The organism is uncultured Faecalicoccus sp., from assembly GCF_944325745.1.
Classification (GTDB): Bacteria; Bacillota_I; Bacilli_A; order Erysipelotrichales; family Erysipelotrichaceae; genus Faecalicoccus.
Map to the genome: position 1 here is coordinate 1 of NZ_CALVBG010000004.1, position 25,741 is coordinate 25,741.

Here is a 25,741-nt window from a genome sequence, read left to right on the forward strand (position 1 = left end):
TCTAAGAAGGGATGGACTCCTGTTAAGTGTATCGGATTGTTCCTTGTTATCGGTATCGTTGGTGGTATCTTCGGTATCTGGGCAGGAACATATACACCACTAGTACCAGTTCCTTGGAACGTAGTTGCTTAATTGAAAGCAAATTCTCTCTAATTTCCACAAAAAGAGGGCTTCGTATTCGAAGCTCTTTTTTTCTTGTTCAAATAAAAAATGGCAAGCGTTTCTGCTTACCATTCAACGATATCTTCATTACTATCTGATTTGTTTTGAGTATTTTCCTGTTTTAAGAGAATGTATTCTTTAAAAGGTGTAATGATTCCCGAATCAATCTTTTTATGACTACCTTCCAAGATTTGTAATTGATCTTGGAATATCGAAGACTGTGTTAATTTTTCTCCCACCTTGCCGGCTTTAAAAGGAGATGGTTCCTTGTCCATTTGCATGAACAGGGTCTTTAATTCCATATATTTTGCTTGATGATCAGTTCCTGTGCTTTCATATACTTCGTCAAGAATGGCCTGACAAAACATCTTGACAACACGCATATCAACATTGCTTTTAAAGATCAAGAAAGGAATCTTGTCATTGGTTACTTTTAATGGCTGAGACGTGATGAATTTATGGATCAACGCATCATAACATTCATCAACCATCGCATCCATATATAAGTTATAGTCTGCATCGGTTTTAGCCCTTTCCTCGTCTTTGATCATCTCAAAGTAGAGCGTCGGATTGATACTGCAATGTTTAAAAAAGGTCCCTTTAGTTTTTGTGGCATAGAGTACGGGATATTGTTTTTGACTCATAGAAATCCTCCCAAATGTATTCCTATTCTACTATGATTTTTAATATTTGAAAAGTTTAGAGAGGATCTCTAAAAATGTGTTTTCGATGATATTCCATATACAATTGACGACTCTTTGTCATCAATTTAGGATCCAGATCATGGAGGGTAAAATGCTCCGGATGTTTTAAATCTCTGGACATGATGAGTTTTCCGTTGGGGCCAAACGTAATATAGCCCTGGTCAAATAAGAAATCGTGATTTCTGCATAGAAGCAATCCGTTGTTGTGGTCTGCGGCCTCAAAGATATGCGCACAGTCTCGGAAAGGCTTGATATGACTCGCAATCAACATATGCGGCATATGGATCCCGCAGATCGGGCAGGTTCGATCAAATTCATGCATTAGCGTATCTTTGAAAAAAACTTGCAGATCTTTGGAAATATCACGGTTTGTCGGGATCCCTCGCTTTGGCATGATCTTTAAGAGAAAATCTTTGCATTCTAAATTGACCATTTCCCGATCTTGATTCTTATAAGGAATCGAAGAATCTTTGTGAATAATGGAATCCGTATATAGAATGGATAATGTATCACTGATGATCTTATGGGGATCTTCTTTTTTGATGCGATCGATATACGAATAAATTTTTTTATCTTTGATCTTGATATCACATTCGGCCAATAACTCTTTTTCAAATTTAAACATTTCCCAAAATGCCAGGATCTCGGGAATACTATTATGTTTTGCCCGGGCAAAGATCACAGCACAAGGGAAGAGATCCACTTCATCGCCGATCCATTCTAAGGCATGATGCCTTTGCAAGGTGTTGAGTGTCGATTCAATATATCGTTTAGAAAATTGTGTTTCTTTTTGTACATCTAAGATCAGCTCATGGCGGGTTGGATTTTCTAAGCTGCTTCCATTGATCGCCAGGATCAACTTTTTTAAAGTGTTTTTATTCATAATTCCAGTTTACCATAGTTTATAGAAAAAATAATGGATGACTTGGATCGTTACTTGTCTTTTTCGGTCGTCTGATTGACAAGTATACTTGGCAATGCAATAATAGAATTGACAAGAAAACTTGGTAAAGGAGGCGTTGTCATGAACAAAGATGAGATTCTGCGAAGAAGTCGCAATGAGAATATAGATGGTGATGAAAGAGAAGTGCTGCTGACAAAATCCGCTGCAAACAACGGATTTAAGGCCATCGCCATTTTGTCGGGAAGCTTAATGGCTTTGGGTTGTATCGGTTTAGCTTCGGGAGATGTAACAATTCTTGGGATCCAAATGCCTTTTGACATATTGATGTCATTGATCTGGTTTATAGGTATGGGTGTCGAATGTTATTCAAAATATCAAATTCGTAAAAAGAAAAAATATTTGGTCTATCTATTCGCGTGTTTTATCCTATGCGCTGGAATTGTGATCAAATCTCTTTGGAGGTATTTTTTATGAATCGAGAAGATGTTTTATCAAAAAGCCGTTATGAAAATAAAAAGGGAGACGAAAGAGAACGTTTATTAAAATACCAATCTTATTCGATCAGTTTTGCGATCCTTGCGGCGAGTTTGATGATTGTTTCTTTTCTTTCTTATCTTAACGTGATTCATGGGAAAATCCGGATGGGAGAAATCACTTTTTCTCTATACGAATTAACATTGTTTCTGCTTTTTGAATTTGGGATCATATTTGGTCTTTCACGATTTGTTTTATTAAAAAAGAAAGTTTCTTTAATTTGGATCCTGATCAGTTTTGCGGGGTTTCTTATGTTATTTTTAGGAATCTATGGAGTCGGGCATGCAGGATGAGTTGATTTTAAAGAACCGGTTAAAAGAGGTACGTCAAGAAAAAGGACTTTCTCAGGCTGCTTTGGCAGAACTGGTAGGGGTATCTCGCAATACCATCAGCTCGATTGAGACGGGACAGTTTAATCCGACCGCAAAATTGGCGTTGATCTTGTGTATTGCCTTGGATCAGAAATTTGAAGAATTATTTTATTTTGAAGAGGAATAAAAAAGCCGATCGGTTGGGATCGGCTTTTGTCTATTATTCGTTGACCAGTTTTTCTTGGTGGCTGGCGAATGTATATTCTTCGATCGTATAAGCAACGCGGGCTTTGATCAAAGCTTCAGGTGTATTTTCCAGTTTTCCTTCTCGAACTGCCGTATATTGGATCGGCATGTATTGCGACAACAATGGGAGAGAAACCGGATGTTCTTTTAAATTGCTCAATAATGTATCCAAAGCTTTTTGAACTTTTGGATTTGGCATATAGTAACGAGAACGGTCGGAGAAAGAGTATTGACGTTTGAAGGCAATTTCTTTTTCCGTTCCATGATAATAAGGAGCCCATTTTCCTGGATTCTCTAACATCACTTCATCCAATACTTCTTTAAAATGACTCGTTTCAAAGCCATAAACTTTTGCCAATTCCTCTTCGATCATACACAAAGAGAAAATTCCTTCGCGAGCGGCATAAGTCAGACCCGGGCCCACTTTCAAGATGCCGACACCATCTTCGATCAGTTCTTTTAATTTATATTTTGTTTGATAGTCTGTAGAGTGGCCTTCAAATACCAGATTGTCATAATCTTTGATGGATGCCATCAGTTCTTTAGCACGATCACGGTCATATTCTTCACATCCGGCATCTTTTTCTTCTACACCCGGTTGAACGACGGCTGCCATAACATATTGCCAGGCATCTTGGATTCCCATCTCTTCAAAAGCTTTTTCAAAAGTAGATACGGTGGATTTGAAATCTTCTGGTCGAGTGACCTGCATGCCGGCATCTTCACTGACAGCACCGCCTGGGATGGGAACTTCGCTGCCGACGATATAAACAGGATGGATCGCATCTGGTTTTTCTTCTAACAGTTCCTGATAAGCTTCTTCACAAACTTTTGCCAATGTTGCACCACGGCGTGCAATCGTCTCATCGCTTAAACGTGTATTTGGATCATCGTCGGCGACTTTCATACTGGTATCGATATGGATCTTGGTGAAACCAGCACGGACATAATCATGAACCAAAGTCTTTGCATATTCCATGGCTTCCGCTTCTGGCTTGTTGGAAACTGTCAAAGGTCCAAGATGATCCCCGCCTAAGAAGATGCGGTCTTCCGGGAGTCCTGCTTTTTTAGCTTCGTTCAAGCAATAAGCATAGAAATCCTTCGGTGTCATTCCGGAATATCCGCCGTTTTGATCAACCTGATTGGCAGTGGATTCAATCAATACACATGAGTTTTGTTTTACAGCCGTTTCCACAGCGGCCTCAATGACAAAAGCGTTACTGGAGCAGCAAGAGTAGATCCCTACAGCTTCGCCTTGTTTTTGTCGTTTTATGATGTTTAATAATGGGTTTTGTTTTGGCATAACCTTTCCTCCTAAGACATCTTTATTATACTATTTCTGTTTGTACAAGTTTAATTTTTTCGTAAAATTTGCAAATAAAAAGTATAAAAGTGTAAACTCGTTAAAAAAGATAAAACGTTTACAAAAAATGGACTTCGAAACTATTTTCTGTATGGTATAATTTGAATAAATGACGGAGGTATTACTATGAAGGTAATTGTATGTGAAAACTATGATGAAATGTCAGCGAAGGCATTTGAAGTCATGAAAGAAGTTGTCGCAAAAGACAACGTTGTCCTGGGGTTGGCTACCGGAAGTTCGCCAGTTGGACTTTACCAGTGCATGATCAAAGATCATGAAGAAAATGGAACAAGCTACAAAAATATCCGTACGTATAACTTGGATGAATATGTAGGAATCGATCGTGACAATGCACAGTCTTATTACACATTCATGAAAGAAAATCTGTTTGATCATATCGACATCGATCCTGAAAACACACATGTTCCTTACGGAAACTGCAAAGAAGACTGCGAAGCTTATGAAGCGCAGCTGGATAAAGTTTCTATTGATTTGCAGCTGTTGGGAATCGGACGCAACGGACACATCGGATTCAACGAACCAGGTACATCTTTTGATGAATTGACTCACATCGTGTATTTGACTCCAAGCACGATCGAAGCCAACGCACGTTTCTTTGACAATGATATGAACAAAGTTCCTAAACAAGCCATCTCTATGGGAATCGGAACGATCATGAAATCGAAAAAGATCTTGTTGGTTGCATCTGGAAAAGATAAAGCAGAAGCAGTGAAAGCGATGGTGGAAGGACCTGTGACAACAGATATGCCGGCATCTGCGTTGCAAAACCACCCAGATGTGACGGTCGTGGTCGATAAAGAAGCTGCTAGTTTATTAACGAAGTAATCGAAGCCAGGGAGTTTTTGAAGCTCCCTTTTTTTATTGCGAAAAAGAGTCAAGATAGTTTATGATGAGGATATGAAAAAATGGATCTATCGGATTTTGATGATCGTCTGTCTCGTTGTGTTTGGCTTTAGCGCCTATCAGCTATGGACAATCTATTCCACGCAGAATACCGTCAAAGAAGAGACGGAAGAATTGGAAAAACTAGTCGTTTCCGATCAGGGATTTGAACCCGATTGGCAAGCCTTGCAGGCCCAGAATCCGGATATCATTGCCTGGATCGTCGTGCCGGGCTGCGAGATTTCTTATCCTGTTGTTCAAGGAGAGGATAATTCATACTATTTGGATCATACAGTCAATCAAGAATATAACCGGTTGGGATCGATCTTTTTGGATGCGAATGCTCCTTCTGATTTGAGTCAGGATAATTCGATCATCTATGGTCATTCGGTTGATATCGGAGGCATGTTTACCAATCTTTCTTATTTTGAGGATGCCGATTTTTTTACAGCCCATCCGACTTTTTATCTGCTGACCCCTGCGGCCAACTATGAATGTTCCATTGTCTTCTTTGCGAAAGATGTGGATGGGTCGGTCTACTATACGACTTCGTTTGGAGACTATCGGGAAGAAAGACTTTCGGAAATGAAAGAGAAATCTCTTTATCAAAATGCGGTGGATACATCCGAAGGGAATTTTGTGACATTGTCGACGTGTGATCTGGATTATGGTTTTGACAGCAATCAGCGTCTGATTCTGATGGGAAAGCTAAAAAAGACAGAAGAACCTATCAAAGTAGACTAAAAATCTTTGAATCTAGTATTTTTGTGATATACTTATTCAGATATGAAAATAGCATGTGTAACGGGAGGTACGGGAGGACATATCTATCCGGCATTGGCCTTGATGGAGCTGTTCAAAGAAAAGGACCCGTCCTGTGAAATTTTATTTATTGGAAACGATGATCGGATGGAAGCACAATTGATCCCCGAAAAGGGATATCCATTCGCATCGCTTCATACATCGGGTTTGGTTGGATCGCCTATTCGCAAGATGAAGGCGGTCGGTCAGCTCTTTTTTGCGTATCAAAAAAGTAAAAAGATCTTAAAGTCCTTTCAACCTGATCTTGTGATCGGTTTTGGAGGTTATGTTTCTGCACCTGTCATTTTGGCAGGGCATGCGTTGGGAATCTGTACCGTGATCCACGAACAAAATTCAATCGTTGGGAAATCCAACAAGCTGGTCATGAAGAAGGTGGACCGCATCATTACGTGTTATGAAAAGTGTGCGGATGTTTTTCCAAAAGAAAAAACGGTCTTGTTGGGGAATCCGCGGGCGACGATTGCCAAAGAGGCAAAGTTGGATCGGGCATACTACGATACCCTTGGATTGGACCCGACGAAAAAAACGATCTTGATCATGATGGGCTCTTTAGGTTCCAGCAGTGTGAATCAGCTGATGAAGGATGCTTTGAAAGGGGTCACGGAAGATCTCCAGTTTCTTTATGTGTGCGGAAAAGATAATTTAAAAGATGTTGCGTTATTTGACGGCATGGATCATGTTCATGTCGTAGGGTATGTGGATACATTAAAGATCTACGAAAAGATCGACGGGATGATCTGTCGGGCCGGGGCCACGACCTTGGCCGAAGTCACTGCTTTAGGGCTTCCTTCCATCTTGATCCCCAGTCCTTATGTAGCCAACAATCATCAGTTTTACAATGCCAGTGTATTAGTGGATCAAGGGGCGGCTTTGATGATCGAAGAAAAGGATCTCAATGCCGATTCTTTACACGAGGCGATCGTTGAGCTCTTTTTGGATGAACAGAAAATGGCGCAAGTCTGTGAGAATGCGTTACAGTTGGGAAAACCGAATGCAGCTTATGACATTATTGAGGAATGTCAACGATGTATCCAGCGCAAGAGGGGGAAATAAGATGACGATAAAAGAAAGATTGGAAGTTTACGGCACGATCTTGTGCGAAGAACCGATGAAGAAACATACGACCTACCGCATTGGCGGACCGGTCGATTATTATATATATCCCAAAAATGAAGTGGCTCTGATGCGGATCTTACAGATCTTAAAAGAAGAAAACCTTCCCTATTATATTTTAGGAAGAGGATCGAATATCTTATGTAGCGATGCTCCTTTTCATGGCGCCATCATCAACTTGGATCGAACATTAAATGATTTTTTCTTTGAGGATGACTTGTTGATTGCCCAGGCTGGATGTTCTTTGATCAATTTATCCGTTGAGGCCATGAAACACTCTTTAAGCGGTTTGGAGTTTGCTTCCGGGATCCCAGGATCGATTGGAGGCGCTCTGTATATGAATGCGGGGGCTTATAAATCGGACATGACCTCGATCTTGAAAGGGGTATTAGTACTGCATGATCAAAAGATCGAATGGATGGATCCTCAAGATCTGGACTACAGCTATCGTCATTCTTTGTTTCAGAAAAACAAAGATTGGATCATTTTAGGGGGCTGTTTTCAGCTCCAGCCAGCGAGCCAAAAAGAAATCCGAGAACTGATGGATTCTCGGCGGACAAGACGAATGGAGTCGCAGCCGTTGGAAATGCCTTGCGCGGGAAGCGTATTCCGTAATCCGGCATCGATCCCGGCTTGGAAATTAGTCGAACAGCTGGGACTTCGCGGGCATCAGATCGGCGGGGCGCAAGTGTCTTTGAAACATGCCAACTTTATTGTGAACGTTGATCAGAAAGCGACATGTCAGGATGTTTTGGATTTGATCCAATTGATCCAAACGCGGGCGAAACAAGAACATGATATCGATCTGATCACAGAAGTGGAGCGTCTGATTTGGTAGATCGATTAAAAAAACTAGATTTTCGTTTTAGTATCCGAACGACTTCCATCCTTTGCGTTCTTGTTTTTTGCATGTCTAGTTTTTTCGTGTATTTCTTTTCTGAAGATTCCAAGATCAAAGCTTTGGTCTGCACGGGCAATACTTTTTATTCGGATTCAGAGCTTTATCAAACCGCAAAAATTTCGACCCAGACAAGACCTTTGTTGACGCCAAAATTTATTTTGGAAGATCGTTTAGAAAGTCTTCCTTTGGTTCAAAGTGCTTCGGTCTATCAGGAAGGCAAGATCTTGAAGATCGAGATCACTGAACAAACGGTGATCGGCTATTATGTCTCTGACAATAAGAATTACGCCCTGCCATTAAAAGGGGATCCGATCGAAATTAGCGAAGATCACTTAGAAGACATTGTGCATTTTCCGTTGATTGCCGGTTTCTCCAAAAAACAAAGAACAAATCTTCAAAAACAATTTCAGGAACATCAAGATGTTTTAGGCAAAGAGATCATTGAGAAAATTGCTGAGATCGTTCCGTATGAATCCAGCTATGATGAAAACATGCTTCAGATCACGATGCAGGATGGAAACAAGGTATATACTTCGATGAATTCTTTGTATATGCTTTCAAACTACACCAGCTTATTGTCCTCTTTACAAGGAAAGAGCGCTTGTCTTTTCTTGGATTCGGAAAATTCGGCGATCGAAAAAGTAAATTGTGATTCTTTTGATCTTTCGAAAAAGGAAGAGAAAAAAGAAGAAGAGAAAAAGGAAAAAGAACAACAAGAAGAAAAAGAAAAAACGGAAGCAGCGCCGGAAGAGGAAGAAACAGCTGAAGATCCAGAAAAAGAAGAGAATGTATCCGAAGAAGATGCATCTTCTGAAGATGAACAACAGCCAGAAGAGGATTATTATTCTTCTACGGCGGACTGGGTCGTTGATGAAAATGCATTTGGAATGGAATATAGTGCAGCTCTCGATCTTTATTATGATTCGGGAACTTCCACTTATTATCGCTGGAATGAGACGACCTTATCGTTTGATGTGGTAAATTAACAGGGAATAGAGTATAATTATTTGTACGAACAGGAGGTATTTTTATGCCTATTAATAAGTCAACAGAATACGGACAAATTTCCATTTCTTTGGATGCGATCGCATCTTTAGCAGGGGGTGCCATCACCGAAAGTTACGGTGTGATTGGAATGACGAGTCAGAAGACGATTCGTGACGGATGGGCCGAACTCTTAAAGAAGGAAAACTATGCTCGCGGCGTTGTTGTAAGCCAAAAAGAAGAAGGATTGGTACTGGATCTTTATATCATCGCTTTACAGGGAATTCGTTTAAGTGAAGTGGTAACAGAGGCCCAGAAACGAGTAAAATACGTCCTGGAAAAAACATTGGAAGTGAAATGCCTCGAAGTGAATATCTATGTTCAAGGCGTGCGTTTAGAGAAGTAGGTGTAACGATGGAAAGTATCAACAGTGGATTGCTGAAGGATATGCTGAAGTCAGGAATGAATAACCTGGCCAATCATTCAGCGGAAATCGATGCGTTAAATGTGTTCCCAGTACCAGATGGAGATACGGGAACGAATATGAATCTGACTTTCTCAAATGGAGTCAAAGATGCCTTAAAAGAAGATGCTTCTACGGTAGGGAAGATCTGCAAAACATTGTCTCGCGGTTTGTTGATGGGGGCTCGCGGAAACTCCGGGGTCATCACATCACAGATCTTTAGAGGATTTTACCAGGCCGTCGAAGATCTGGAAGAGATCGATGCGATGCAGCTGGCCAATGCCTTGGTCAATGGATCCCGTGTGGCTTATCGCGCCGTTATGCGTCCGGTAGAAGGAACGATCTTGACCGTTGTCCGCGAAGCGGCTGACTATACTTATGCATACACTGTGACCGAAGAGATCGAAGATTGTGTAGCGGTCATGCAGAAGATGGTTGACGAAGCCAACGAATCGTTATTGAGAACACCGGAGCTGCTGCCTGTTTTAGAGGAAGTCGGCGTGGTCGATAGTGGTGGAAAAGGTCTCTGCGTGATCCTTGAAGGGTTCTTGTCGGCTTTAAAGGGCGAAGTCATTGAACTGAGCGAGAGCACATCGAATGTAGATGCTTCTCAAACGCGCGTGGAAGGACAGGAAGAAGAATACGGATTCTGTACGGAATTTATCTTGCGTTTGAATGAAAACGGAATGCGGCATTTCTCAGAAGAACAATTTAGAGAAGAACTGGCAACGATTGGAAATTCGATCGTTTGTGTCCAAGATGAAGATCTGGTAAAAGTACACGTTCATACTTTAGAACCTAAGACAGCAATCAAAATGGGAAAAAGACAAGGCCGTTTTGTGAAGTTAAAAGTGGAAAACATGCAGGAACAGCATGACAATATCTTGGAAAAAGAAGAAAGCCAGGAAGAATCAGTTCCGCAAGAACACAAAAAATATGCGATCATCACAGTGGCTCCCGGAGCTGGCGTAGATGCGATGTTCAAAGAACTGCGTGCCGATATCGTGATTGGCGGCGGCCAGACGATGAATCCAAGTACGGAAGACTTTGTCGGTGCCATCTCAAAACTCAATGCCGATCATATTTTGATCCTGCCGAATAACTCCAACATTGTGCTGGCGGCACAACAGGCACAACAAGTTTGCGAAGATCAAGATATCCATGTATTGCCAACGAAAACGATCCCGCAAGGACTCAGCGCTTGCGTGATGTTCAATCCGGAAGTCGAATTAGAAGAAAATCTGGAAGAGATGCAGGAAGCGATCAATCATGTTAAATCCGGAGAAGTCACTTATGCGATCAAGGATACGACTTATGAAGGATTGGAAATCAAAAAAGATGAATACATGGGAATCTTTGGAAAAGACATCGTTGTTTCTTGTCCGGATTGCTTAGAAGCGACGAAACGTTTAGTGGATCAGATGTTAGATGAGGATAGTGAACTTGTCACTTTGATCTATGGACAAGATTCCAATGAAGAACAGGCACAGGTAATTGCCGATTATATTGAAGAAATCAGCGAAGCGGAAGTGGAAATCTATGCCGGAAAACAGCCTGTTTACTCATTTATTCTGGGAGTTGAATAAAATTAGTGCCTGAGAGATCGGGCACTTTCTATGTTTTTAGGAGTTTTATAGTTTTATGATTTATTTGACAAGTGATACGCATCGTGAGATCGATATTCATAAGATCAACCCGGATGAATTTAAAGCGGGGTTACAAATGAATCGCGATGATTATTTGATCATCTGTGGGGATTTCGGATGCATTTGGGATGGCGCCAGCGGGGATCGTTTCTGGCTTAATTGGTTGGAAACGCTTCCTTGGACGACGTTATTCATTGACGGCAATCATGAAAATTTTGATGTCTTGAAGTCGTATCCCGAAGAAGAATGGAATGGCGGGAAAGTGCACCGGATCCGAGAAAATATCTATCATCTTCAGCGCGGAGAGATCTTCCAGCTGCAGGGGAAAACATTTTTCGCCTTTGGCGGAGGATATTCTCATGACCGGATCTACCGCACAGAACATGAAAACTGGTGGACAGATGAGATCTGCAACCAAAAAGAATGTCAAAACGCATTCAATAATTTAGAACGCGTTGACTGGAAGGTGGATTATGTTCTCAGTCATGATGTATTCGCCTCACATCCTTTTTCCCAAAGATATCCTGTCTCTTTGGAAGGATATCCGGAGGATGCGGTGGAACTGCATGGCTTCTTAGATGAGATCGAGAAAAAATTAGAGTACCAGATTTGGTTTCACGGACATTATCATGAGGACCATGTAGTCTGGACCCCTGACCAAAGACCGGTTGTCAGTTTATTTGACCGAGTCGTGGAATTAGACCAAATCAAAACGGACCTTCAATAAAGAAGATCCGTTTTTTTATAGGATATCGTCGAGATTGTCTTCGATCGTTTTTCGCAATGTATCAAAAGAATTGTTGAAACGCTGCTGGTCGTTTTCATTGAGCGGTAATTTTACGATCTGTTCCACTCCGTTGGATCCTACGACGCTTGGAGTTCCAATGAAATAGCCTTCACGGCCATATTCTCCATTTTGATAGCTGGATACCGGAAGAATGGCTCTTTCATTGTTTAAGATACAGGAAACGATTCGTTTTAGCGCAAGACCGATTCCATAATAAGTGGCTCGTTTGAGATCGATGATCTTATAGGCTTTATCACGAACATCGATATAAATGTTTTGGAGCTCGCTGAGATCAATATCATTTTCATCCAGATACTCTAATAAGTTCTTGGCTCCAATGTAAGAATGGATCCATGGGACGAAGCTGGAATCTCCGTGTTCTCCCATGATATACGCGTGGATGTTGGAATCCGCAAATCCCAAACGTTCGCTCAAAGCGTGACGTAAACGGGCGGTGTCCAGTACTGTTCCCGAACCGATCACATGATTCTTTGGAAGACCACTTGTTTTCCAGGCGACATAGGTCATGATATCGACGGGATTATTGGCAACGACCAAGAGACCGTTAAAATGATTTTTCTTTAATTCTTCACAGACGCCTTTTGTAATGTTGGCATTGATCTTAACCAGATCCAGACGCGATTGTCCTGGTTTCTGGGCCGCTCCTGCAGTCAAGACAACAATGTTGGTGTCTGCCGCATCCGCATAGGAACCCGCTGTGATCTTCATTTTTGTGTTTGCGTAAAGAAGACCATCGCTTAAGTCCATCTGTTCGCCTTTGGCTTTATCGGCATTCACATCAACCAAGACAAGTTCGTCGATTCCTTTTTCCGATAAAAGAGAATAGGCAAAACTCATGCCGACAAAACCGGTACCCACCAACATGATTTTTCTTTTTTGGATTTTTTCCTGATTCATTATTTGAGTACCTCCTATAATTACTTCTATCCCCATTATAGTGCATTTATATGGGCAAAACAAACCAGATGCACAAAAAAAAGAGATCCGAAGATCTCTTAAGCAGACTGTTGTCCCAGGGTGATCGTAACGGTCTTGGTTTGACCGTCCCGTTCAATGACCATTTCGACTTGATCGCCGATTTTGTGTTCTCTTAAAATAGCTTTGACTTCTGCGGAAGTGCTGACTTCTTCACCGCCAAAGGAAAGAATGCGATCGCCTTTTTGAAGTCCGGCTTTATCGCCGGCTCCTCCTTGAACGACCTGGACAATATAGACACCATCTTGCATCTCGCTATTGCCGAAGCTTTGACTGGAAGAGTAATCGTATAAAGAGACATTCAATGCCGGGCGGCTGGTTACCGAACCGTTTTCAATCAGCTCGTTGATGATATCCAAAGCACCGTTGATCGGAATCGCAAAGCCGAGACCTTCAATTCCTGTTTGACTTTCTTTGGCGTTGACGATACCAATCAGATTGCCGTTGGCATCAAAGAGTCCTCCGCCGGAATTTCCCGGGTTGATAGCGGCATCGGTCTGTAATAATGTCATGGTTTCGTTTTCGACCGTGATCTCACGATCCAAAGCCGAGATGATTCCGGTTGTTACAGTGCCACCCAGTTCGCCTAGAGGATTTCCGATCGCAATGGCGGCATCACCCACTTGAAGACTGTCGCTGTCGCCGATCGTTGCCGGAACAAGATCTTTGGCATCGATCTTGATCACAGCCAGATCTGTTTGACTGTCTGTGCCAATCAGTTGAGCGTTATATTGATCGCCGCTTGCCAGAGTCACAGTAATGGAAGTAGCGCCTTCAATGACGTGGTTGTTGGTGATGATATATCCATCTTCGCTGAAGATGACCCCGCTGCCGGCTCCTTGTTGGATGTATTGACCGAAGATGCTGTTTCCGCTGGAAACGGATTCTGTGGTGATCTCTACAACGCTGGGACCGCACTTGCTGGCGATATCACTGACATCGCGGATCACGGATCCGGAAGTTGAATTGCCGGATTGCTGGTTGATCGTGATGCCAGAAGAAGACCCGATGTTGTTGGCTAAATAGGATCCGCCAAAACCGGCCAACCCGCAAAGCAAGATCACGCCGATTCGAGCTCCCATCACTTTATTGAACTGCGCTTTTTTCTTCGGTTGAAATTCAGGTGGAATGTTTTGATTTTGATTCATAAGTAAGCCTCCTTTATATATCAAAAGGACCTAAACTAATTCCTTTTTCTCTTTATGGAGGTAGTATACAACTGAAATATGTCAAAAAACAAATGAGAAACATGTGAAATTTTAAGAATCTTGCACAAAAAAATCAAAAAAATGTGAAAAGTTTAGACATTTTCTGTTTTGGGCCGGTTTAAAAGTGTTATACTTAAAAAGTAGTACAAGGAGGATCTGATATGCCCGCAAAGAAAACGCAGACAAAAAGTACGACGGAAAAGAAAGGAACAAAGACCGTTGAAGAAACTAAGAAAACAAAGACGACAGCAACGAAAGCTGCGAAAACAACAACGTCGAGTTCAAAAACAACAACGAAAGCTAAAAAGACAAGTCCGAAGACAGAGACTCTCAAAAATACTAAAGCTAGCGTGGAAACTAAGGCCGAAAAAACAGCTGTAGAAAAGAAAAAACCAGCAGCGAAAAAGACAACGGCCGAGAAGGCCCCCGCTAAAAAAACAGTCGAAAAGAAAACGGCAGCAAAAAAGACAACGACCAAGAAGACGGCTGTAAAGAAAACAACAGCGAAGAAACCGGTTGAAAAAAAGACTGTGACAAAGACCAAGAAAGCCGATAAAGTGGCTCAATATGAACAGTTCTCATTGGATACATGCATCGATATGGCTCGTGCCATGGGAATTGATATGGGATACGATCAATATGCTTCCATGCTTTTGGAAGAAGTAGACGAAAAGAAGATTGCCAAATCGATCTTGAATACTTACCAGCTGAATGCCAAAAGCTATAGCTTTGATGAAGATGGATATGATGTCGATCTCATTCCGGTTCTGGTAACGAAAATCGCAGCTACTGTAGATATCAAAGCCAGCGATTTTGCCTTGATGAAAAATGAGATCCAAAAACATGCGCAGTATGAGATCTTAGCGGATGGATTGGCCAATAATGATGAATACAACGCTGATTTCGATCTGGTGAAACGCTTATTGATGATCGCTCAGCGCAAAGGCTTCACAACGATGGAACAGCTGGCGGGTGTTGTCAAAGAAGATGCAACTGCCATGATTGGGAAATTCATGGATGTCGCCTATACAGTTTTGAAAAACTGGCAATATGACGATGTCAAATATTATGAAAACTTCCTCTATGCCTTGTTGAGCCAGTTCGAGGATCTGTATCAAATCTATGAGATGCGTGCCATGATGGACATTGCGGATCTGTATATCGAACATGGAGATTATGGATTAGGGGATGCCAATTATGGATACATCCTTCGTGAAAATGAGATCAAAGACATGATCTATTATCGTTATGCGAATGCGTATAAAGACATTGATCGTGAAAAATCTCGTGCCATCTGTAATGAAGCGTTGCAGTATGTCGATGGTCGATATACTTATTATCCACAGATCATAGAATTATTGGAGAACTAAGGTTCTCCTTTTTTTCTTGATTTCTTGAGAAAGCTTGGTATCATATATAAGAAATCAAGCGAGGTGTATTACATGGCTACTCAGTCAAAGATCCCGGAATGGATCTTACAGTGTCTGGATCAATACGGAAACTGTGCATGCGGACGAGCAATCACAAAGAAATTAGGAAAGGATAAGCTTTTAGAAGAATTAGAAGCTTTAGGATATCCTTGTACTTTAGAGATCTTGGCCGATCAAAAAGAAAAAGCAGCCTATCCTAAGGATGGGACGTATATCCTGACCATGAAAACAGAAGACTATTATACAGAAGAAGACGATGAAGATTATTAAACTTCATCGTCTTATTTCTTGTAGAAGGGCATCGACAAATTCTTGGGTAGATACTTGACCGCCCAAATCTGGGGTCAATGCCTGTTGTTTAGAGAAGACAGTATCTAAAGCGCTGCGGATCTTTTGGGCAGTTTTTGTTTGTCCGCAATCTTCCAACATCATGCAGCTGCTCAACAACAGCGCAGTCGGGTTGGCAATGCCTTTGCCGGCAATATCCGGAGCTGATCCATGGACAGCTTCATACATGGCATAGTCATCTCCTTTATTACAGCTGGGCAATAGACCTAAGCCGCCGATCAAACCGCTGGTCAGATCGCTGATGATATCCCCGTAAAGATTCGGCATGACCATGACATCGAATTGTTGCGGATGCATCACCAGCTGCATGCAGGTGTTATCAACGATCAGATCGTTCGCCTGGATCTCGGGGTAATCCTTGGCGATTTCTCGGAATATAGATAGAAATAAACCGTCGGTCTGTTTTAAAATGTTGGCTTTATGGACACAGGTGCATTTTTTGCGGCCATGCCGGCGGCAATATTCAAAGGCGGCACGAATGATTCGTTGACTGGCTGTGCGTGTGATCTTTTTGATGGCAATCACGGTATCCTCATCGATTTTCTTTTCTTCTCCGATATAGAGATCTTCTGTATTTTCGCGGAATGTCACGATATCGATGTCTTTAAAAAGCGTATCCAGACAGGGATTGGATTTGGCAGGGCGAATATTGGCCCAAAGATCAAATTGATTTCTTAATGTGACATTCAAAGAACGAAAGCCTTTGCCAATCGGAGTTGTGATAGGAGATTTTAATAAGATCTTGTTTCGGGTAAAGGAATCAAGACCTTCTTCCGGAATAAAGGATCCGGTTTTGTGGTATACGGCTTCGCCGACATCAAAGATCTCAAACTTAAGATCGGCTTTGGCTTCTTTTAAGATGGTCAAGACCGCATCGGTGATTTCCGGTCCGATCCCGTCGCCGCGAAATACGGTAATTGTTTGTGTCATTTTATTATTTCCTTCCTTTCTTTATTCATCGCCTACATAGACATTGGCAGGTCGAATCAGTTTACGATTGTTTTGACGGTTTTCCAAATGATGGGCCACCCATCCGGATGTTCGTGCCATTCCAAATAATGGGGTAAATAAGCTGTCTTCAATTCCTAATAAAGAGTAGGCAAATCCGGAATAGAAATCGACATTGGCGCAAGTTTCAATATGTTTGAGCTTGCGCATTTGATATAAGGAGGCTTTTTCAAAAGCTTCCAAGGTGTGGAATTCATCCATCTTGTCTTTTTCTCGGGCAAGACTTTTGCAGGCGGTTTTGATCAGCTGACAGCGCGGATCGCTTTTTGTATAGATCGCATGCCCGATGCCGTAGATCAAGCCGGCGTGATCAAAGAAGTCTTTTTCCAAGAGTCGCTTGGCAATATTTCGTAAGATCTTTTCATCGGTCGTGGTGCCGTATTCATCAAAGATCGCTTGAAACATGGCACTGGTCTTGATGTTGGCGCCGCCGTGGCGAGGGCCTTTTAAGGAGCCTAAAGCGGCACTGATGCAAGAATAGATGTCAGTCCCGGTACTGGACATGACCACATTGGTAAAAGTGGAATTGTTCCCGCCGCCGTGATCGGCGTGAAGCATAAACAAGAGATCCAAGATCGAGGCCTCCAGATCGGTATAGTGGGTATTGCCGCGGATGATGCATAGGACATTTTCGGCAATTCCTTTATCCGGCAAAGGGTATTTTTCGATCTTTTCCTTTTTATAATGACTCAGCATGAACAAGGGCATACTGGCCAAGATATAGATTCCTTTCAACATGCGCTGTTCTAAAGTATCGCTGTCAGGATCTTTGTCATCGCCGTAAAGCTTTAAAACCTCGATCTGGATCGCATTTAAAAGATTCGAAGTTTGATAGTGGATATCGACTTGACTAGCATCGGCTGTTTTAATGAGTTCTTTGTGAAAATCTAACAGCTGACGATGCGTAGGCAATTTCCCGAAGATCAATAAAAATGCGGTCATTTCAAACCCGAGATTTTCCTGGGTTCGGCGTTGGGCAAGTTCTTCGATATCATAGCCGCGATACACCAGGCGGCCTTGAATGTGGTTCTTTTTGCCGTGTTCAACTTTATAACCGACGACATCACTGATCTTGGTCAGACCCACTTTCACACCAGTTCCGTTTTCATTTCGCAAACCGGCCTTGACGTGATAGATCCCATAAAGGGAAGGGTCGATCCGATTGATGGTTTCGTTTTCTAGATAGATCTCTTTCAGATTCATCGTTTCAATTTCCTTTCATTGATTTTCATATTATATCATAATCTTTCATTTATTTTCATTTTTTGATATAATAAGCGGCATGAAGGAGAAACAACTATGGAAAATCTAACGCAGAAGATCTTAAAAGCGCATCTTATCCGGGGAGAAATGATGGCGGGAGAACCCATCGAGATTCGTATTGACCAGACCCTGACCCAAGATGCGACAGGAACCATGGCTTATATGCAGTTTGAAGCGATGGGGCTGCCTTGTGTCAAAACGGAACTATCCGTAAGCTATGTTGATCACAATACATTACAAAGCGGGTATATGAATGCAGATGATCATGCCTACCTGCAAAGTGTCGCTTCCAAGTATGGAATCGTCTTTTCAAAACCGGGCAACGGGATTTGTCACCAGGTACATCTGGAACGGTTTGCGAAACCGGGAAAGACATTAATCGGGAGTGATTCTCATACACCGACCAGTTCGGCTATGGGATGTTTAGCGATTGGGGCAGGCGGTTTGGATGTGGCCAAGGCTATGGCGGGGTATCCTTATCGTCTGACGATGCCCAAGGTGGTCGAAGTACGTTTGACGGGATCTTTATCGCATGGTGTTTCCAGTAAAGATATCATCCTTGAGCTGTTGCGAAGACTATCGGTCAAAGGCGGTGTCGGGAAAGTCTTTGAGTATACCGGGGATGCCTTAAAGACTCTAAGTGTGTATCAAAGAGCGACCATTACGAATATGGGGGCTGAATTAGGTGCGACGACCTCGATCTTTCCCAGCGATGAACGGACCAAGGAATTCTTGGAAAAACAAGGAAGACCTCAGGATTACTGTCCTATGCAGGCCGATCCGCAAGCTGTCTATGATGAAACCATTGAAATTGATCTGAGTCAGCTGAAACCGATGGCGGCGTGTCCGAATTCTCCGGATGCGATCCAAGCGATCGAAACGTTGGCCGGGACGAAAGTGGATCAGGTGGCGATTGGATCATGCACCAATTCTGGTTATGAAGATTTGATGAAAGCTGCCATGATCTTAAAAGGGAAAAAAGTAGCTCCTCATGTTTCTTTGGTGATCTCGCCAGGTTCTCGTCAGGTGCTCTTGAAACTGATTCAAAGCGGGGCTTTGCAGATTTTTATCCAGGCCGGGGCCAGGATCTTGGAATGTACTTGCGGCCCTTGCATCGGGATGGGGCAAAGTCCGAAGACCGACGGTGTTTCGATTCGTACCTTCAACCGTAATTTCTATGGACGATCAGGGACTTTGTCCGCTAAAGTTTATTTGGCTTCTCCGGAAGTCGCGGCTGCCAGTGCGATCCATGGCGTGTTCACGGATCCTTCGTCGATTGTCTATGAAGATGACTTTGTGCCTGAACCGCAGATCATCGATGACGGCATGATCTTGTATCCCAGTGATGATTCGGAAAATGTAGAGATCATTCGCGGACCCAATATCAAACCGATCCCACAAAATACGCCAATGCCTTCTTCTCTGCATAAGAAAGTCGTGATCAAGCTGGGCGATAATATTACGACCGATCATATTGCGCCTGCCGGAGCCGAGGTCTTGCCTTATCGTTCGAACATCGAGAAATTGTCGACTTTCGTCTTTAAAAACAACAAGCCTGATTTCTATGATGTTTGTCAGGCAAACCATGGCGGAATCATTGTGGCCGGTGAAAATTACGGCCAGGGCTCCAGTCGGGAACATGCGGCTTTGGCACCGATGTATTTGGGGATCAAAGCGGTTCTATGCAAGTCGTTTGCACGGATCCATAAAGCCAATCTGATCAATTTTGGGATCTTGCCTTTGACTTTTGAAGATCCGGATGATTATGACAAGATCCAGGAAATGGATACTTTGGAACTTTCCCATTTGGAGAATTTATATAAGGATCGAACTGTTGTGGTCTATGATCAAACGTCGGGTCAAAAGATCCGGTGCCGTGTGGAATGTACCGATGCGGATCTTGATTTGATCATGGCTGGCGGGGCCTTAAATTATATTCGTCAAAATGCTTCCTAACTAGGGAAGCTTTTTTGTACAAAAAACCCATTAAAAAGTGTAACAGGATAGTCGTCAAAGCGCTTTCAGAAAAGGTATAATAGTACTGAAGAAAAGAGGTAATGAATCATGATCTTACAAAGTACAAGAGTCTGGGTCCTGAATAATTGGCTAGAGGCCCAGATCGAGATTAAAGAGGGAAAGATCCAGGAGATCTATCCGTATGGGACAAAACCGGTCGATAAGGATTATGGCGACAAACGAATCGTTCCAGGATTTATCGATGTGCATACGCACGGAGCCTATGGTTTTGATACCAACGATGCAGAAGAAGAAGGCTTGCGGAATTGGATGAAGAATATCGTTAAGGAAGGGGTCACCGGAATTCTTCCAACGACGATCACACAGAGCGAAGAAGTATTGACCAACGCGGTTAAAAATGTCGCAAAAGTGGTTCGCGATGGCTATGAAGGAGCTGAGATCTTAGGAATCCATTTTGAAGGACCTTATCTGGATCAAGTTTATAAGGGAGCCCAGCCGGAACAATATTGTGTAAAACCGGACGTGGAACAATTCCAGCGCTACTACGAAGCCAGCGATCATTTGATCAAAGTGGTGACGATGGCTTGTGAACATGACGAAGGATATGCTTTGACGCGTTTCTGTGTCGATCATGATATCGTCGTCAGTCAGGGACATTCGGGAGCTACTTATGATCAGGCACGCATGGCTATCGCTCATGGTGCCAAGAGTATGACCCATGTCTACAATGGTATGACAAAATTCCATCATCGTGATCCGGGATTGGTAGGTGCTGCTTTCCGTTTTAGAGATGTCTATGGAGAGATCATTTGTGATGGCAACCACTCTACTTACGATGCGTTGAATGATTACTTCACGGCCAAAGGACCGAATTACTCCGTGATGATCACCGATTCTTTGATGGTCAAGGGATTGCCGGCAGGAACCAAAACATTGTTCGGCGGAAATGAAATCGAATTGTATGAAGATGGAAGTGCCCACTTGACCGATACCAAAGGATTGGCCGGTTCCACACTGAATGTCAATAAAGGATTGCAGATCTTGGTGGAAAAAGCTTTGGTTCCTTGGCAGACAGCAATCAACTCTTGTACGATCAACCCGGCTCGCATGATTGGGGTCGATGATCGTAAAGGAAGCATCCAGACCGGAAAAGATGCCGACCTTGTCGTATTGAATGATGACTATAGTGTAGAAATGACATACACAAAAGGAAAAGAAGCTTTTTAGATTACGTATCAAAGCAGGCCGATAGAACGTCGGCCTTTTTCTTTCCAAACAATAAAAAACAATAAAAAACAATAGACAATCAGCGATAAGTCTGCTATATTGAAGATGCTTAGGAGGAATTTAAACATGGAATTGATTATCGATTCAGCTGACATTCAAAAAATCAAGAAATTAAATGAACTTTGTACTGTAACAGGAGTGACGACCAATCCTTCGATCTTGACGAAATCGGGGCGTGAAGCGATGGATGTGATCCAGGATCTGCTCGCCTTATTAAGCGATGATCAAAAACTGTTCATTCAGGTCGTAAAAACAGATTATGAAGGAATCATGGAAGAAGCTGAGAAAATTTCCGCATTGCGTCCAAAAAACATGTATGTAAAGATCCCGGTCACCCATGATGGTTTAAAGGCAATCAAGGAATGTAAAAAGCGCGGTATCCGTACATTGGCTACGGCGATCTATTCCGCGGAACAAGGATTCTTGGCAGCCTGCAATGGAGCCGATTACTTGGCCCCTTATGTAAACCGGATGTGTAACTATGGTGACGGGGTACAGACAACGAAAGATCTGATTGAAATGTTGAAGATCAACGAATTGCCGACCAAGGTCGTTGCGGCCAGCTTTAAAAGCACTTATCAAGTTCATGAATTGATCAAAGCAGGAATTCAAGCGGTAACGGTACCATGTGATGTCTTGTTCAATATGATCGACCATCCGGCAACAACGATCGCGGTTGGTGAATTTACCATGGATTGGCAAAAAGCTTACCAGCGTAAACAATTGTTCCCAGAGGCAGAATAATCTGCCTTTTTTTTATATTTGTTCTTTTGTATAATAGGGGACATGAGACAAAAAGGATTTTTACTTTGCGGACTCAGTGCCATGAGTTTTGGCTTTGTTCCCTTATTCACTAAAGTTGTGATGCAGGAGGGAATGGATGTTGTCGCCATCGGTTTTTTCCGTTTCTTAGGGCTAGGGCTATTTTCGCTGCTGATGATTCTAGCCCAAAAGCGCCCGTTATCCGTTGATGCCAAACAATTTCCGGCCATCGTGGTCGATTCATTCTTTCAAGTCGTGACCATGCTTCTGTTAAGTGCCTCATACTTGTTTATTCCGACCGGGAACGCTACTTCACTGCACTTCATGTATCCGGTCTTTGTGTTTTTGATCTTGTATCTTTATTATAAGAACCGCTTTTCAAAGATGCAGTGGATCGCTTTGATTTGTTGTGCCATCGGCATCGTTTGTTTTATTGATTTTGATAATATGAACAACTGGATCGGCATGGGGATTGCCATCGCATCGGGATTGACCTATGCGATCTACATGGTGATCTTGGATAAGCAAGGATTGGCCAAGATCGATCCCTTTGTCTTGTCATTTATTGGCTGTGTATTAGAGACGATCTTTTTAGCGGTCTTGGGTCTAGCGATGGGAAGTTTTCAGATGACCTTGAATGCCATGGGCATTTTCAGTCTGGTCATCCTGGCTGGCTTATCTGTTTGCGGAACGCTTTTATTGCAGGTGGGAACAAGATATATTGGTTCTGGCATGGCTTCTTTGTTTTGTTTGTTTGAACCTTTGACATCCTTGATCTGCGGGTGGCTGATCTTGAAAGATCCGTTACGCTGGGGATCGGTTCTCGGTTGTGTTTTGATTTTTGGCGGCATCTTATTGATCTTAAAACCGTCAAAACGAACAAAGGAAAAAAAGATCAAGTGGGTCAAACAATGATCCACTTGATTTTTATCTCAGTTTTAGCACTTTTAGCTTGCGAGTGCTAAAGATTGTGCTATAATACTGTTAGCACATAGAAAAGAAGAGTGCTAAAAGGAGGGATGCTCAATGGTAAATTTTGAACAAATGTCAGAAAGGCTGCAGAAGATCTTAATGGATTCTGTGAATCTGGCAAAGAGCCATCAACATGCCAGTGTCGATACGATCGATGTCTTGGAAGCCATCTATAAAGAAGATGTATTGGATGGATTGTATCAACGTTTAGGAATCGATAAGAATAGGGCCTTGCAATTGATTGCCCAGGAAAATCAGCGCGTAGCGCGTTCAAGTTCGGTCAATCTGAATTTTTCTGCAGAGGTTCAAAACTCTTTGGAAAAAGCGAGTGAATGGGCATCAAAACATGAAGAAACGTATTTGAGTGTAGCCAGCGTATGGTTGGCTTTGATGTTCAATCGCTCATATATATCAAAACAACTGGTCAAAGAATTTGGACTTCGTCAGGAAACTTGCGAACAGGCGGAACTGGAGCGCCGCAACGGCAAGAAATTTGACACGCCGAATGCGGAAGAAAATGTGGAGGCTTTAAAAAAATACGGTCGAGATCTGGTCCAGGATGTTCGGGATGGAAAGATTGATCCCATCATCGGGCGTGATGATGAGATTCGTCGGGTGATGCAGATCTTATCACGTAAGACCAAAAACAATCCGGTCTTGATTGGAGAACCAGGCGTTGGGAAAACAGCGGTTGTCGAAGGAATTGCCTGGCGAATCATGAAAAAAGATGTACCGGAATCTCTGAAAGAAAAACGCTTGATCGAATTGGATATGGGTTCTTTGATCGCGGGGGCAAAATATCGTGGAGAATTTGAAGAACGGTTAAAGGCCATCTTGGAAGAAGTCAAGAATGCCAATGGCCAGATCATCTTATTTATTGATGAGATCCATAATTTGGTCGGTGCCGGAAAGACAGAAGGTTCCATGGATGCGGCCAACTTGTTAAAGCCGATGCTGGCAAGAGGGGAACTGCATTGTATCGGAGCGACAACGTTTAACGAATATCGAAAATATATTGAAAAAGATGCGGCTTTAGAGCGTCGTTTTCAACGGGTGAATGTCCAGGAGCCAACGGTAGAAGATACGATCAGTATCTTACGTGGCTTGAAAGATCGTTTTGAATCGTATCACGGGGTACGAATTCTCGATGAGAGCTTGATTGCGGCAGCGACATTGTCCGATCGTTATATCACGGATCGTTTCTTGCCGGATAAAGCCATTGACCTTGTGGATGAAGCTTGTGCCACATTGAAAGTGGAAATGGAAAGCATGCCGCAGGAACTCGATGAGTTGCAGCGAGAGATCTTGCAGCTGCAGATCGAAAAAACGTCGCTTGCCAAGGAAGAAGATAAAAAGGCGATCGAAAGAAGAAATGAAATTGAAGAAAAGTTAGGAAAGCTGCAGAGTGAACGCGACGAGATGCATTCTCGCTGGGAAGATGAAAAAGCACTCTTAGCGCATGCCAAAGAAGACAAACAAGCTTTGGAAAGAGCTCGTTTAGATCTGGAACAGGCGCAAAACGATGCCCGTTATGAAGAGGCCGCGCGTTTACAATACTCCGTGATCCCGGAATTAGAAAAACGGATCCAGAAGCAGCAGGAGCTCAATAAAGAGGATGCTTTGATCCAGGAAACCGTAGATGAAGAGATGATTGCCAAGATCGTATCGCGCTGGACCGGGGTCGAAGTAACGCGATTGGTCGAAAGCGAACGAGAAAAGCTTTTGCACTTGAAAGATAGTTTGCGCAAACGTGTCGTTGGTCAAGATGAAGCGCTGGAATTGGTAACCGATGCGATCCTTCGAAGCAAGGCCCAGATCCAGGATGAGAATCGGCCGATTGGTTCCTTCTTGTTCTTAGGTCCGACCGGAGTCGGAAAAACAGAAGTGGCCAAGGCTTTGGCAGAACAGCTTTTTGATGATGAACGACATATTGTCCGTATCGATATGTCGGAGTATATGGAAAAACACAGTGTGGCTCGTTTGATTGGAGCACCTCCGGGCTATGTAGGTTATGATGAAGGGGGACAATTGACCGAAGCCGTTCGGCGAAATCCATACAGTATCGTCTTGTTTGATGAAGTGGAGAAAGCACATCCGGATGTCTTCAATGTGCTGCTGCAGATCTTGGATGATGGACGAATTACGGATTCCAAAGGCGTTACGGTGGACTTTAAAAACACGATCATTATTTTGACAAGTAACTTAGGTTCGCAGTATGCCTTTGAAGAAAACAATGTCGATCGTTATATGGAGGAAGTCAAACGTCATTTTAAACCAGAATTTATCAACCGTTTGGATGAGATCATCGTATTCCATGCCTTAGATGATGCGGCCTTTATTCAGATCGCCCATAAATTCATGGATCAGCTGGCACATCGTTTGGAAAACCGTGATATTCATCTGCATGTCAGCGATGCCGTCTATCAACAGATTGCCAAGTTGGGGGTCGATCCCGTTTATGGAGCCCGTCCGATGAAACGTTATATTCAAAGACAAATCGAAACCGATATTGCCAAAAAGATCATTGAAGTCGGAGCTTTTAAAGAATCGGATCTTACTATCGATCTTGTGGATGGTCAATATACTTTCCAGATCGAAGAAGTTGTATCGCACTAAAAGAGAACTGTTAGGGAAGAAACACCCTAAC

Annotated in this window: 25 protein-coding genes and 1 pseudogene; 19 read left to right on the forward strand and 7 right to left on the reverse strand. The window is 42.7% G+C overall.

The genetic code is table 11. The annotated features are described in order from the left end of the window. A pseudogene (locus Q0J48_RS00975) lies at window positions 1-132 on the forward strand (PTS system mannose/fructose/sorbose family transporter subunit IID); the annotation flags it as partial. Window positions 133-227: 95 nt separating this feature from the next. On the opposite strand, the gene Q0J48_RS00980 reads toward Q0J48_RS00975, so the two are convergent. Beyond that, complete coding sequence (locus tag Q0J48_RS00980; protein ID WP_296240780.1) at window positions 228-806, reverse strand: hypothetical protein; 579 nt, start codon at window positions 804-806, stop codon at window positions 228-230. Window positions 807-861: 55 nt separating this feature from the next. Further along, window positions 862-1,749 carry an HNH endonuclease gene (locus tag Q0J48_RS00985; RefSeq protein ID WP_296240781.1) on the reverse strand — a complete coding sequence of 296 codons (888 nt, stop codon included), beginning with the start codon at window positions 1,747-1,749 and terminating at the stop codon, window positions 862-864. A 141-nt stretch (window positions 1,750-1,890) separates the two neighbouring features. Between Q0J48_RS00985 and Q0J48_RS00990 the strand changes: the two genes are divergently transcribed. Genes Q0J48_RS00990 through Q0J48_RS01000 form a run of 3 tightly spaced genes read left to right on the forward strand, consistent with a single transcriptional unit; the run spans window position 1,891 to window position 2,802 of the window. Then, on the forward strand, window positions 1,891-2,244 hold the full coding sequence (locus Q0J48_RS00990) for a DUF6442 family protein (RefSeq protein ID WP_296240782.1): 354 nt from the start codon (window positions 1,891-1,893) through the stop codon (window positions 2,242-2,244). Further along, window positions 2,241-2,597, forward strand: a complete 357-nt coding sequence (locus Q0J48_RS00995; RefSeq protein ID WP_296240784.1) for a DUF6442 family protein — start codon at window positions 2,241-2,243, stop codon at window positions 2,595-2,597. Before Q0J48_RS00990 ends, Q0J48_RS00995 begins: the two co-directional genes overlap by 4 nt. After that, window positions 2,587-2,802 carry a helix-turn-helix transcriptional regulator gene (locus Q0J48_RS01000; protein ID WP_296240785.1) on the forward strand — a complete coding sequence of 72 codons (216 nt, stop codon included), beginning with the start codon at window positions 2,587-2,589 and terminating at the stop codon, window positions 2,800-2,802. The genes Q0J48_RS00995 and Q0J48_RS01000 overlap by 11 nt, the downstream gene beginning before the upstream one ends. Before the next feature lie 33 nt (window positions 2,803-2,835). Here the strand turns inward: Q0J48_RS01000 and Q0J48_RS01005 are convergent, their stop codons facing one another. Then, on the reverse strand, window positions 2,836-4,164 hold the full coding sequence (locus Q0J48_RS01005; protein WP_296240786.1) for a class II D-tagatose-bisphosphate aldolase, non-catalytic subunit: 1,329 nt from the start codon (window positions 4,162-4,164) through the stop codon (window positions 2,836-2,838). A 186-nt stretch (window positions 4,165-4,350) separates the two neighbouring features. Between Q0J48_RS01005 and nagB the strand changes: the two genes are divergently transcribed. From nagB to Q0J48_RS01045, 8 genes are all read left to right on the forward strand, one after another. Next, window positions 4,351-5,070, forward strand: a complete 720-nt coding sequence (gene nagB / locus Q0J48_RS01010; protein WP_296240787.1) for a glucosamine-6-phosphate deaminase — start codon at window positions 4,351-4,353, stop codon at window positions 5,068-5,070. 72 nt (window positions 5,071-5,142) lie between these two features. Further along, on the forward strand, window positions 5,143-5,871 hold the full coding sequence (gene srtB / locus Q0J48_RS01015; RefSeq protein ID WP_296240789.1) for a class B sortase: 729 nt from the start codon (window positions 5,143-5,145) through the stop codon (window positions 5,869-5,871). Between the two features lie 42 nt (window positions 5,872-5,913). After that, a complete protein-coding gene (gene murG, locus Q0J48_RS01020; protein ID WP_296240791.1) occupies window positions 5,914-7,002 on the forward strand; it encodes an undecaprenyldiphospho-muramoylpentapeptide beta-N-acetylglucosaminyltransferase in 1,089 nt (362 codons plus the stop codon). A gap of 1 nt (window position 7,003) precedes the next feature. Next, on the forward strand, window positions 7,004-7,900 hold the full coding sequence (gene murB, locus Q0J48_RS01025; RefSeq protein ID WP_296240792.1) for a UDP-N-acetylmuramate dehydrogenase: 897 nt from the start codon (window positions 7,004-7,006) through the stop codon (window positions 7,898-7,900). Beyond that, window positions 7,894-8,949, forward strand: a complete 1,056-nt coding sequence (locus Q0J48_RS01030) for an FtsQ-type POTRA domain-containing protein (RefSeq protein ID WP_296240793.1) — start codon at window positions 7,894-7,896, stop codon at window positions 8,947-8,949. The genes murB and Q0J48_RS01030 overlap by 7 nt, the downstream gene beginning before the upstream one ends. Before the next feature lie 44 nt (window positions 8,950-8,993). Further along, the gene (locus Q0J48_RS01035) at window positions 8,994-9,353 is read left to right on the forward strand and encodes an Asp23/Gls24 family envelope stress response protein (protein WP_296240794.1); all 360 of its coding nucleotides are present in this window, start codon (window positions 8,994-8,996) and stop codon (window positions 9,351-9,353) included. 8 nt (window positions 9,354-9,361) lie between these two features. Beyond that, window positions 9,362-10,996 (forward strand): DAK2 domain-containing protein, encoded by a 1,635-nt coding sequence (locus tag Q0J48_RS01040; protein WP_296240795.1) that lies wholly within the window; start codon window positions 9,362-9,364, stop codon window positions 10,994-10,996. Window positions 10,997-11,051: 55 nt separating this feature from the next. Continuing rightward, the gene (locus tag Q0J48_RS01045) at window positions 11,052-11,783 is read left to right on the forward strand and encodes a metallophosphoesterase (protein ID WP_296240796.1); all 732 of its coding nucleotides are present in this window, start codon (window positions 11,052-11,054) and stop codon (window positions 11,781-11,783) included. Window positions 11,784-11,798: 15 nt separating this feature from the next. Here the strand turns inward: Q0J48_RS01045 and Q0J48_RS01050 are convergent, their stop codons facing one another. Next, on the reverse strand, window positions 11,799-12,761 hold the full coding sequence (locus tag Q0J48_RS01050; protein ID WP_296240798.1) for an L-lactate dehydrogenase: 963 nt from the start codon (window positions 12,759-12,761) through the stop codon (window positions 11,799-11,801). Between the two features lie 98 nt (window positions 12,762-12,859). Further along, the gene (locus tag Q0J48_RS01055) at window positions 12,860-13,987 is read right to left on the reverse strand and encodes a trypsin-like peptidase domain-containing protein (RefSeq protein ID WP_296240799.1); all 1,128 of its coding nucleotides are present in this window, start codon (window positions 13,985-13,987) and stop codon (window positions 12,860-12,862) included. A 221-nt stretch (window positions 13,988-14,208) separates the two neighbouring features. Between Q0J48_RS01055 and Q0J48_RS01060 the strand changes: the two genes are divergently transcribed. Together Q0J48_RS01060 and Q0J48_RS01065 are read left to right on the forward strand one after the other, a co-directional pair. Continuing rightward, the gene (locus Q0J48_RS01060; protein WP_296240800.1) at window positions 14,209-15,417 is read left to right on the forward strand and encodes a neurofilament protein; all 1,209 of its coding nucleotides are present in this window, start codon (window positions 14,209-14,211) and stop codon (window positions 15,415-15,417) included. A 72-nt stretch (window positions 15,418-15,489) separates the two neighbouring features. Next, window positions 15,490-15,747, forward strand: coding sequence for a hypothetical protein (locus tag Q0J48_RS01065; RefSeq protein WP_296240801.1), 258 nt, complete (start codon window positions 15,490-15,492; stop codon window positions 15,745-15,747). A gap of 3 nt (window positions 15,748-15,750) precedes the next feature. Here Q0J48_RS01065 and Q0J48_RS01070 read toward each other — a convergent pair whose 3' ends face one another. After that, complete coding sequence (locus Q0J48_RS01070) at window positions 15,751-16,755, reverse strand: isocitrate/isopropylmalate dehydrogenase family protein (protein ID WP_296240802.1); 1,005 nt, start codon at window positions 16,753-16,755, stop codon at window positions 15,751-15,753. Between the two features lie 21 nt (window positions 16,756-16,776). Further along, on the reverse strand, window positions 16,777-18,036 hold the full coding sequence (locus tag Q0J48_RS01075) for a citrate synthase (RefSeq protein WP_296240803.1): 1,260 nt from the start codon (window positions 18,034-18,036) through the stop codon (window positions 16,777-16,779). 96 nt (window positions 18,037-18,132) lie between these two features. Between Q0J48_RS01075 and Q0J48_RS01080 the strand changes: the two genes are divergently transcribed. From Q0J48_RS01080 to Q0J48_RS01100, 5 genes are all read left to right on the forward strand, one after another. Then, a complete protein-coding gene (locus tag Q0J48_RS01080) occupies window positions 18,133-20,052 on the forward strand; it encodes an aconitate hydratase (RefSeq protein WP_296240804.1) in 1,920 nt (639 codons plus the stop codon). 108 nt (window positions 20,053-20,160) lie between these two features. Next, on the forward strand, window positions 20,161-21,300 hold the full coding sequence (gene nagA, locus Q0J48_RS01085; protein ID WP_296240805.1) for an N-acetylglucosamine-6-phosphate deacetylase: 1,140 nt from the start codon (window positions 20,161-20,163) through the stop codon (window positions 21,298-21,300). Between the two features lie 126 nt (window positions 21,301-21,426). Then, window positions 21,427-22,104, forward strand: coding sequence for a transaldolase family protein (locus tag Q0J48_RS01090; protein ID WP_296240807.1), 678 nt, complete (start codon window positions 21,427-21,429; stop codon window positions 22,102-22,104). Window positions 22,105-22,146: 42 nt separating this feature from the next. Further along, entirely contained in the window at window positions 22,147-23,037 is an 891-nt protein-coding gene (locus tag Q0J48_RS01095) for a DMT family transporter (protein ID WP_296240809.1), read from the forward strand. A 111-nt stretch (window positions 23,038-23,148) separates the two neighbouring features. Next, window positions 23,149-25,710, forward strand: coding sequence for an AAA family ATPase (locus Q0J48_RS01100; protein ID WP_296240811.1), 2,562 nt, complete (start codon window positions 23,149-23,151; stop codon window positions 25,708-25,710). The last annotated feature ends 31 nt before the right edge of the window (window positions 25,711-25,741 follow it).

Coding starts and splice junctions, on each gene's coding strand:
- nagB (WP_296240787.1), top strand. CDS start 4,351: ATGAAGGTAATTGTATGTGAAAACTATGATGAAATGTCAGCGAAGGCA.
- Q0J48_RS01035 (WP_296240794.1), top strand. CDS start 8,994: ATGCCTATTAATAAGTCAACAGAATACGGACAAATTTCCATTTCTTTG.
- Q0J48_RS01100 (WP_296240811.1), top strand. CDS start 23,149: ATGGTAAATTTTGAACAAATGTCAGAAAGGCTGCAGAAGATCTTAATG.
- murB (WP_296240792.1), top strand. CDS start 7,004: ATGACGATAAAAGAAAGATTGGAAGTTTACGGCACGATCTTGTGCGAA.
- Q0J48_RS01065 (WP_296240801.1), top strand. CDS start 15,490: ATGGCTACTCAGTCAAAGATCCCGGAATGGATCTTACAGTGTCTGGAT.
- Q0J48_RS00990 (WP_296240782.1), top strand. CDS start 1,891: ATGAACAAAGATGAGATTCTGCGAAGAAGTCGCAATGAGAATATAGAT.
- Q0J48_RS01045 (WP_296240796.1), top strand. CDS start 11,052: ATGATTTATTTGACAAGTGATACGCATCGTGAGATCGATATTCATAAG.
- Q0J48_RS01095 (WP_296240809.1), top strand. CDS start 22,147: ATGAGACAAAAAGGATTTTTACTTTGCGGACTCAGTGCCATGAGTTTT.
- Q0J48_RS00985 (WP_296240781.1), bottom strand. CDS start 1,749: ATGAATAAAAACACTTTAAAAAAGTTGATCCTGGCGATCAATGGAAGC.
- Q0J48_RS01000 (WP_296240785.1), top strand. CDS start 2,587: ATGCAGGATGAGTTGATTTTAAAGAACCGGTTAAAAGAGGTACGTCAA.
- murG (WP_296240791.1), top strand. CDS start 5,914: ATGAAAATAGCATGTGTAACGGGAGGTACGGGAGGACATATCTATCCG.
- Q0J48_RS01090 (WP_296240807.1), top strand. CDS start 21,427: ATGGAATTGATTATCGATTCAGCTGACATTCAAAAAATCAAGAAATTA.
- Q0J48_RS01080 (WP_296240804.1), top strand. CDS start 18,133: ATGGAAAATCTAACGCAGAAGATCTTAAAAGCGCATCTTATCCGGGGA.
- Q0J48_RS01050 (WP_296240798.1), bottom strand. CDS start 12,761: ATGAATCAGGAAAAAATCCAAAAAAGAAAAATCATGTTGGTGGGTACC.
- Q0J48_RS01005 (WP_296240786.1), bottom strand. CDS start 4,164: ATGCCAAAACAAAACCCATTATTAAACATCATAAAACGACAAAAACAA.
- srtB (WP_296240789.1), top strand. CDS start 5,143: ATGAAAAAATGGATCTATCGGATTTTGATGATCGTCTGTCTCGTTGTG.
- Q0J48_RS00995 (WP_296240784.1), top strand. CDS start 2,241: ATGAATCGAGAAGATGTTTTATCAAAAAGCCGTTATGAAAATAAAAAG.
- nagA (WP_296240805.1), top strand. CDS start 20,161: ATGATCTTACAAAGTACAAGAGTCTGGGTCCTGAATAATTGGCTAGAG.
- Q0J48_RS01060 (WP_296240800.1), top strand. CDS start 14,209: ATGCCCGCAAAGAAAACGCAGACAAAAAGTACGACGGAAAAGAAAGGA.
- Q0J48_RS00980 (WP_296240780.1), bottom strand. CDS start 806: ATGAGTCAAAAACAATATCCCGTACTCTATGCCACAAAAACTAAAGGG.
- Q0J48_RS01055 (WP_296240799.1), bottom strand. CDS start 13,987: ATGAATCAAAATCAAAACATTCCACCTGAATTTCAACCGAAGAAAAAA.
- Q0J48_RS01075 (WP_296240803.1), bottom strand. CDS start 18,036: ATGAATCTGAAAGAGATCTATCTAGAAAACGAAACCATCAATCGGATC.
- Q0J48_RS01070 (WP_296240802.1), bottom strand. CDS start 16,755: ATGACACAAACAATTACCGTATTTCGCGGCGACGGGATCGGACCGGAA.
- Q0J48_RS01040 (WP_296240795.1), top strand. CDS start 9,362: ATGGAAAGTATCAACAGTGGATTGCTGAAGGATATGCTGAAGTCAGGA.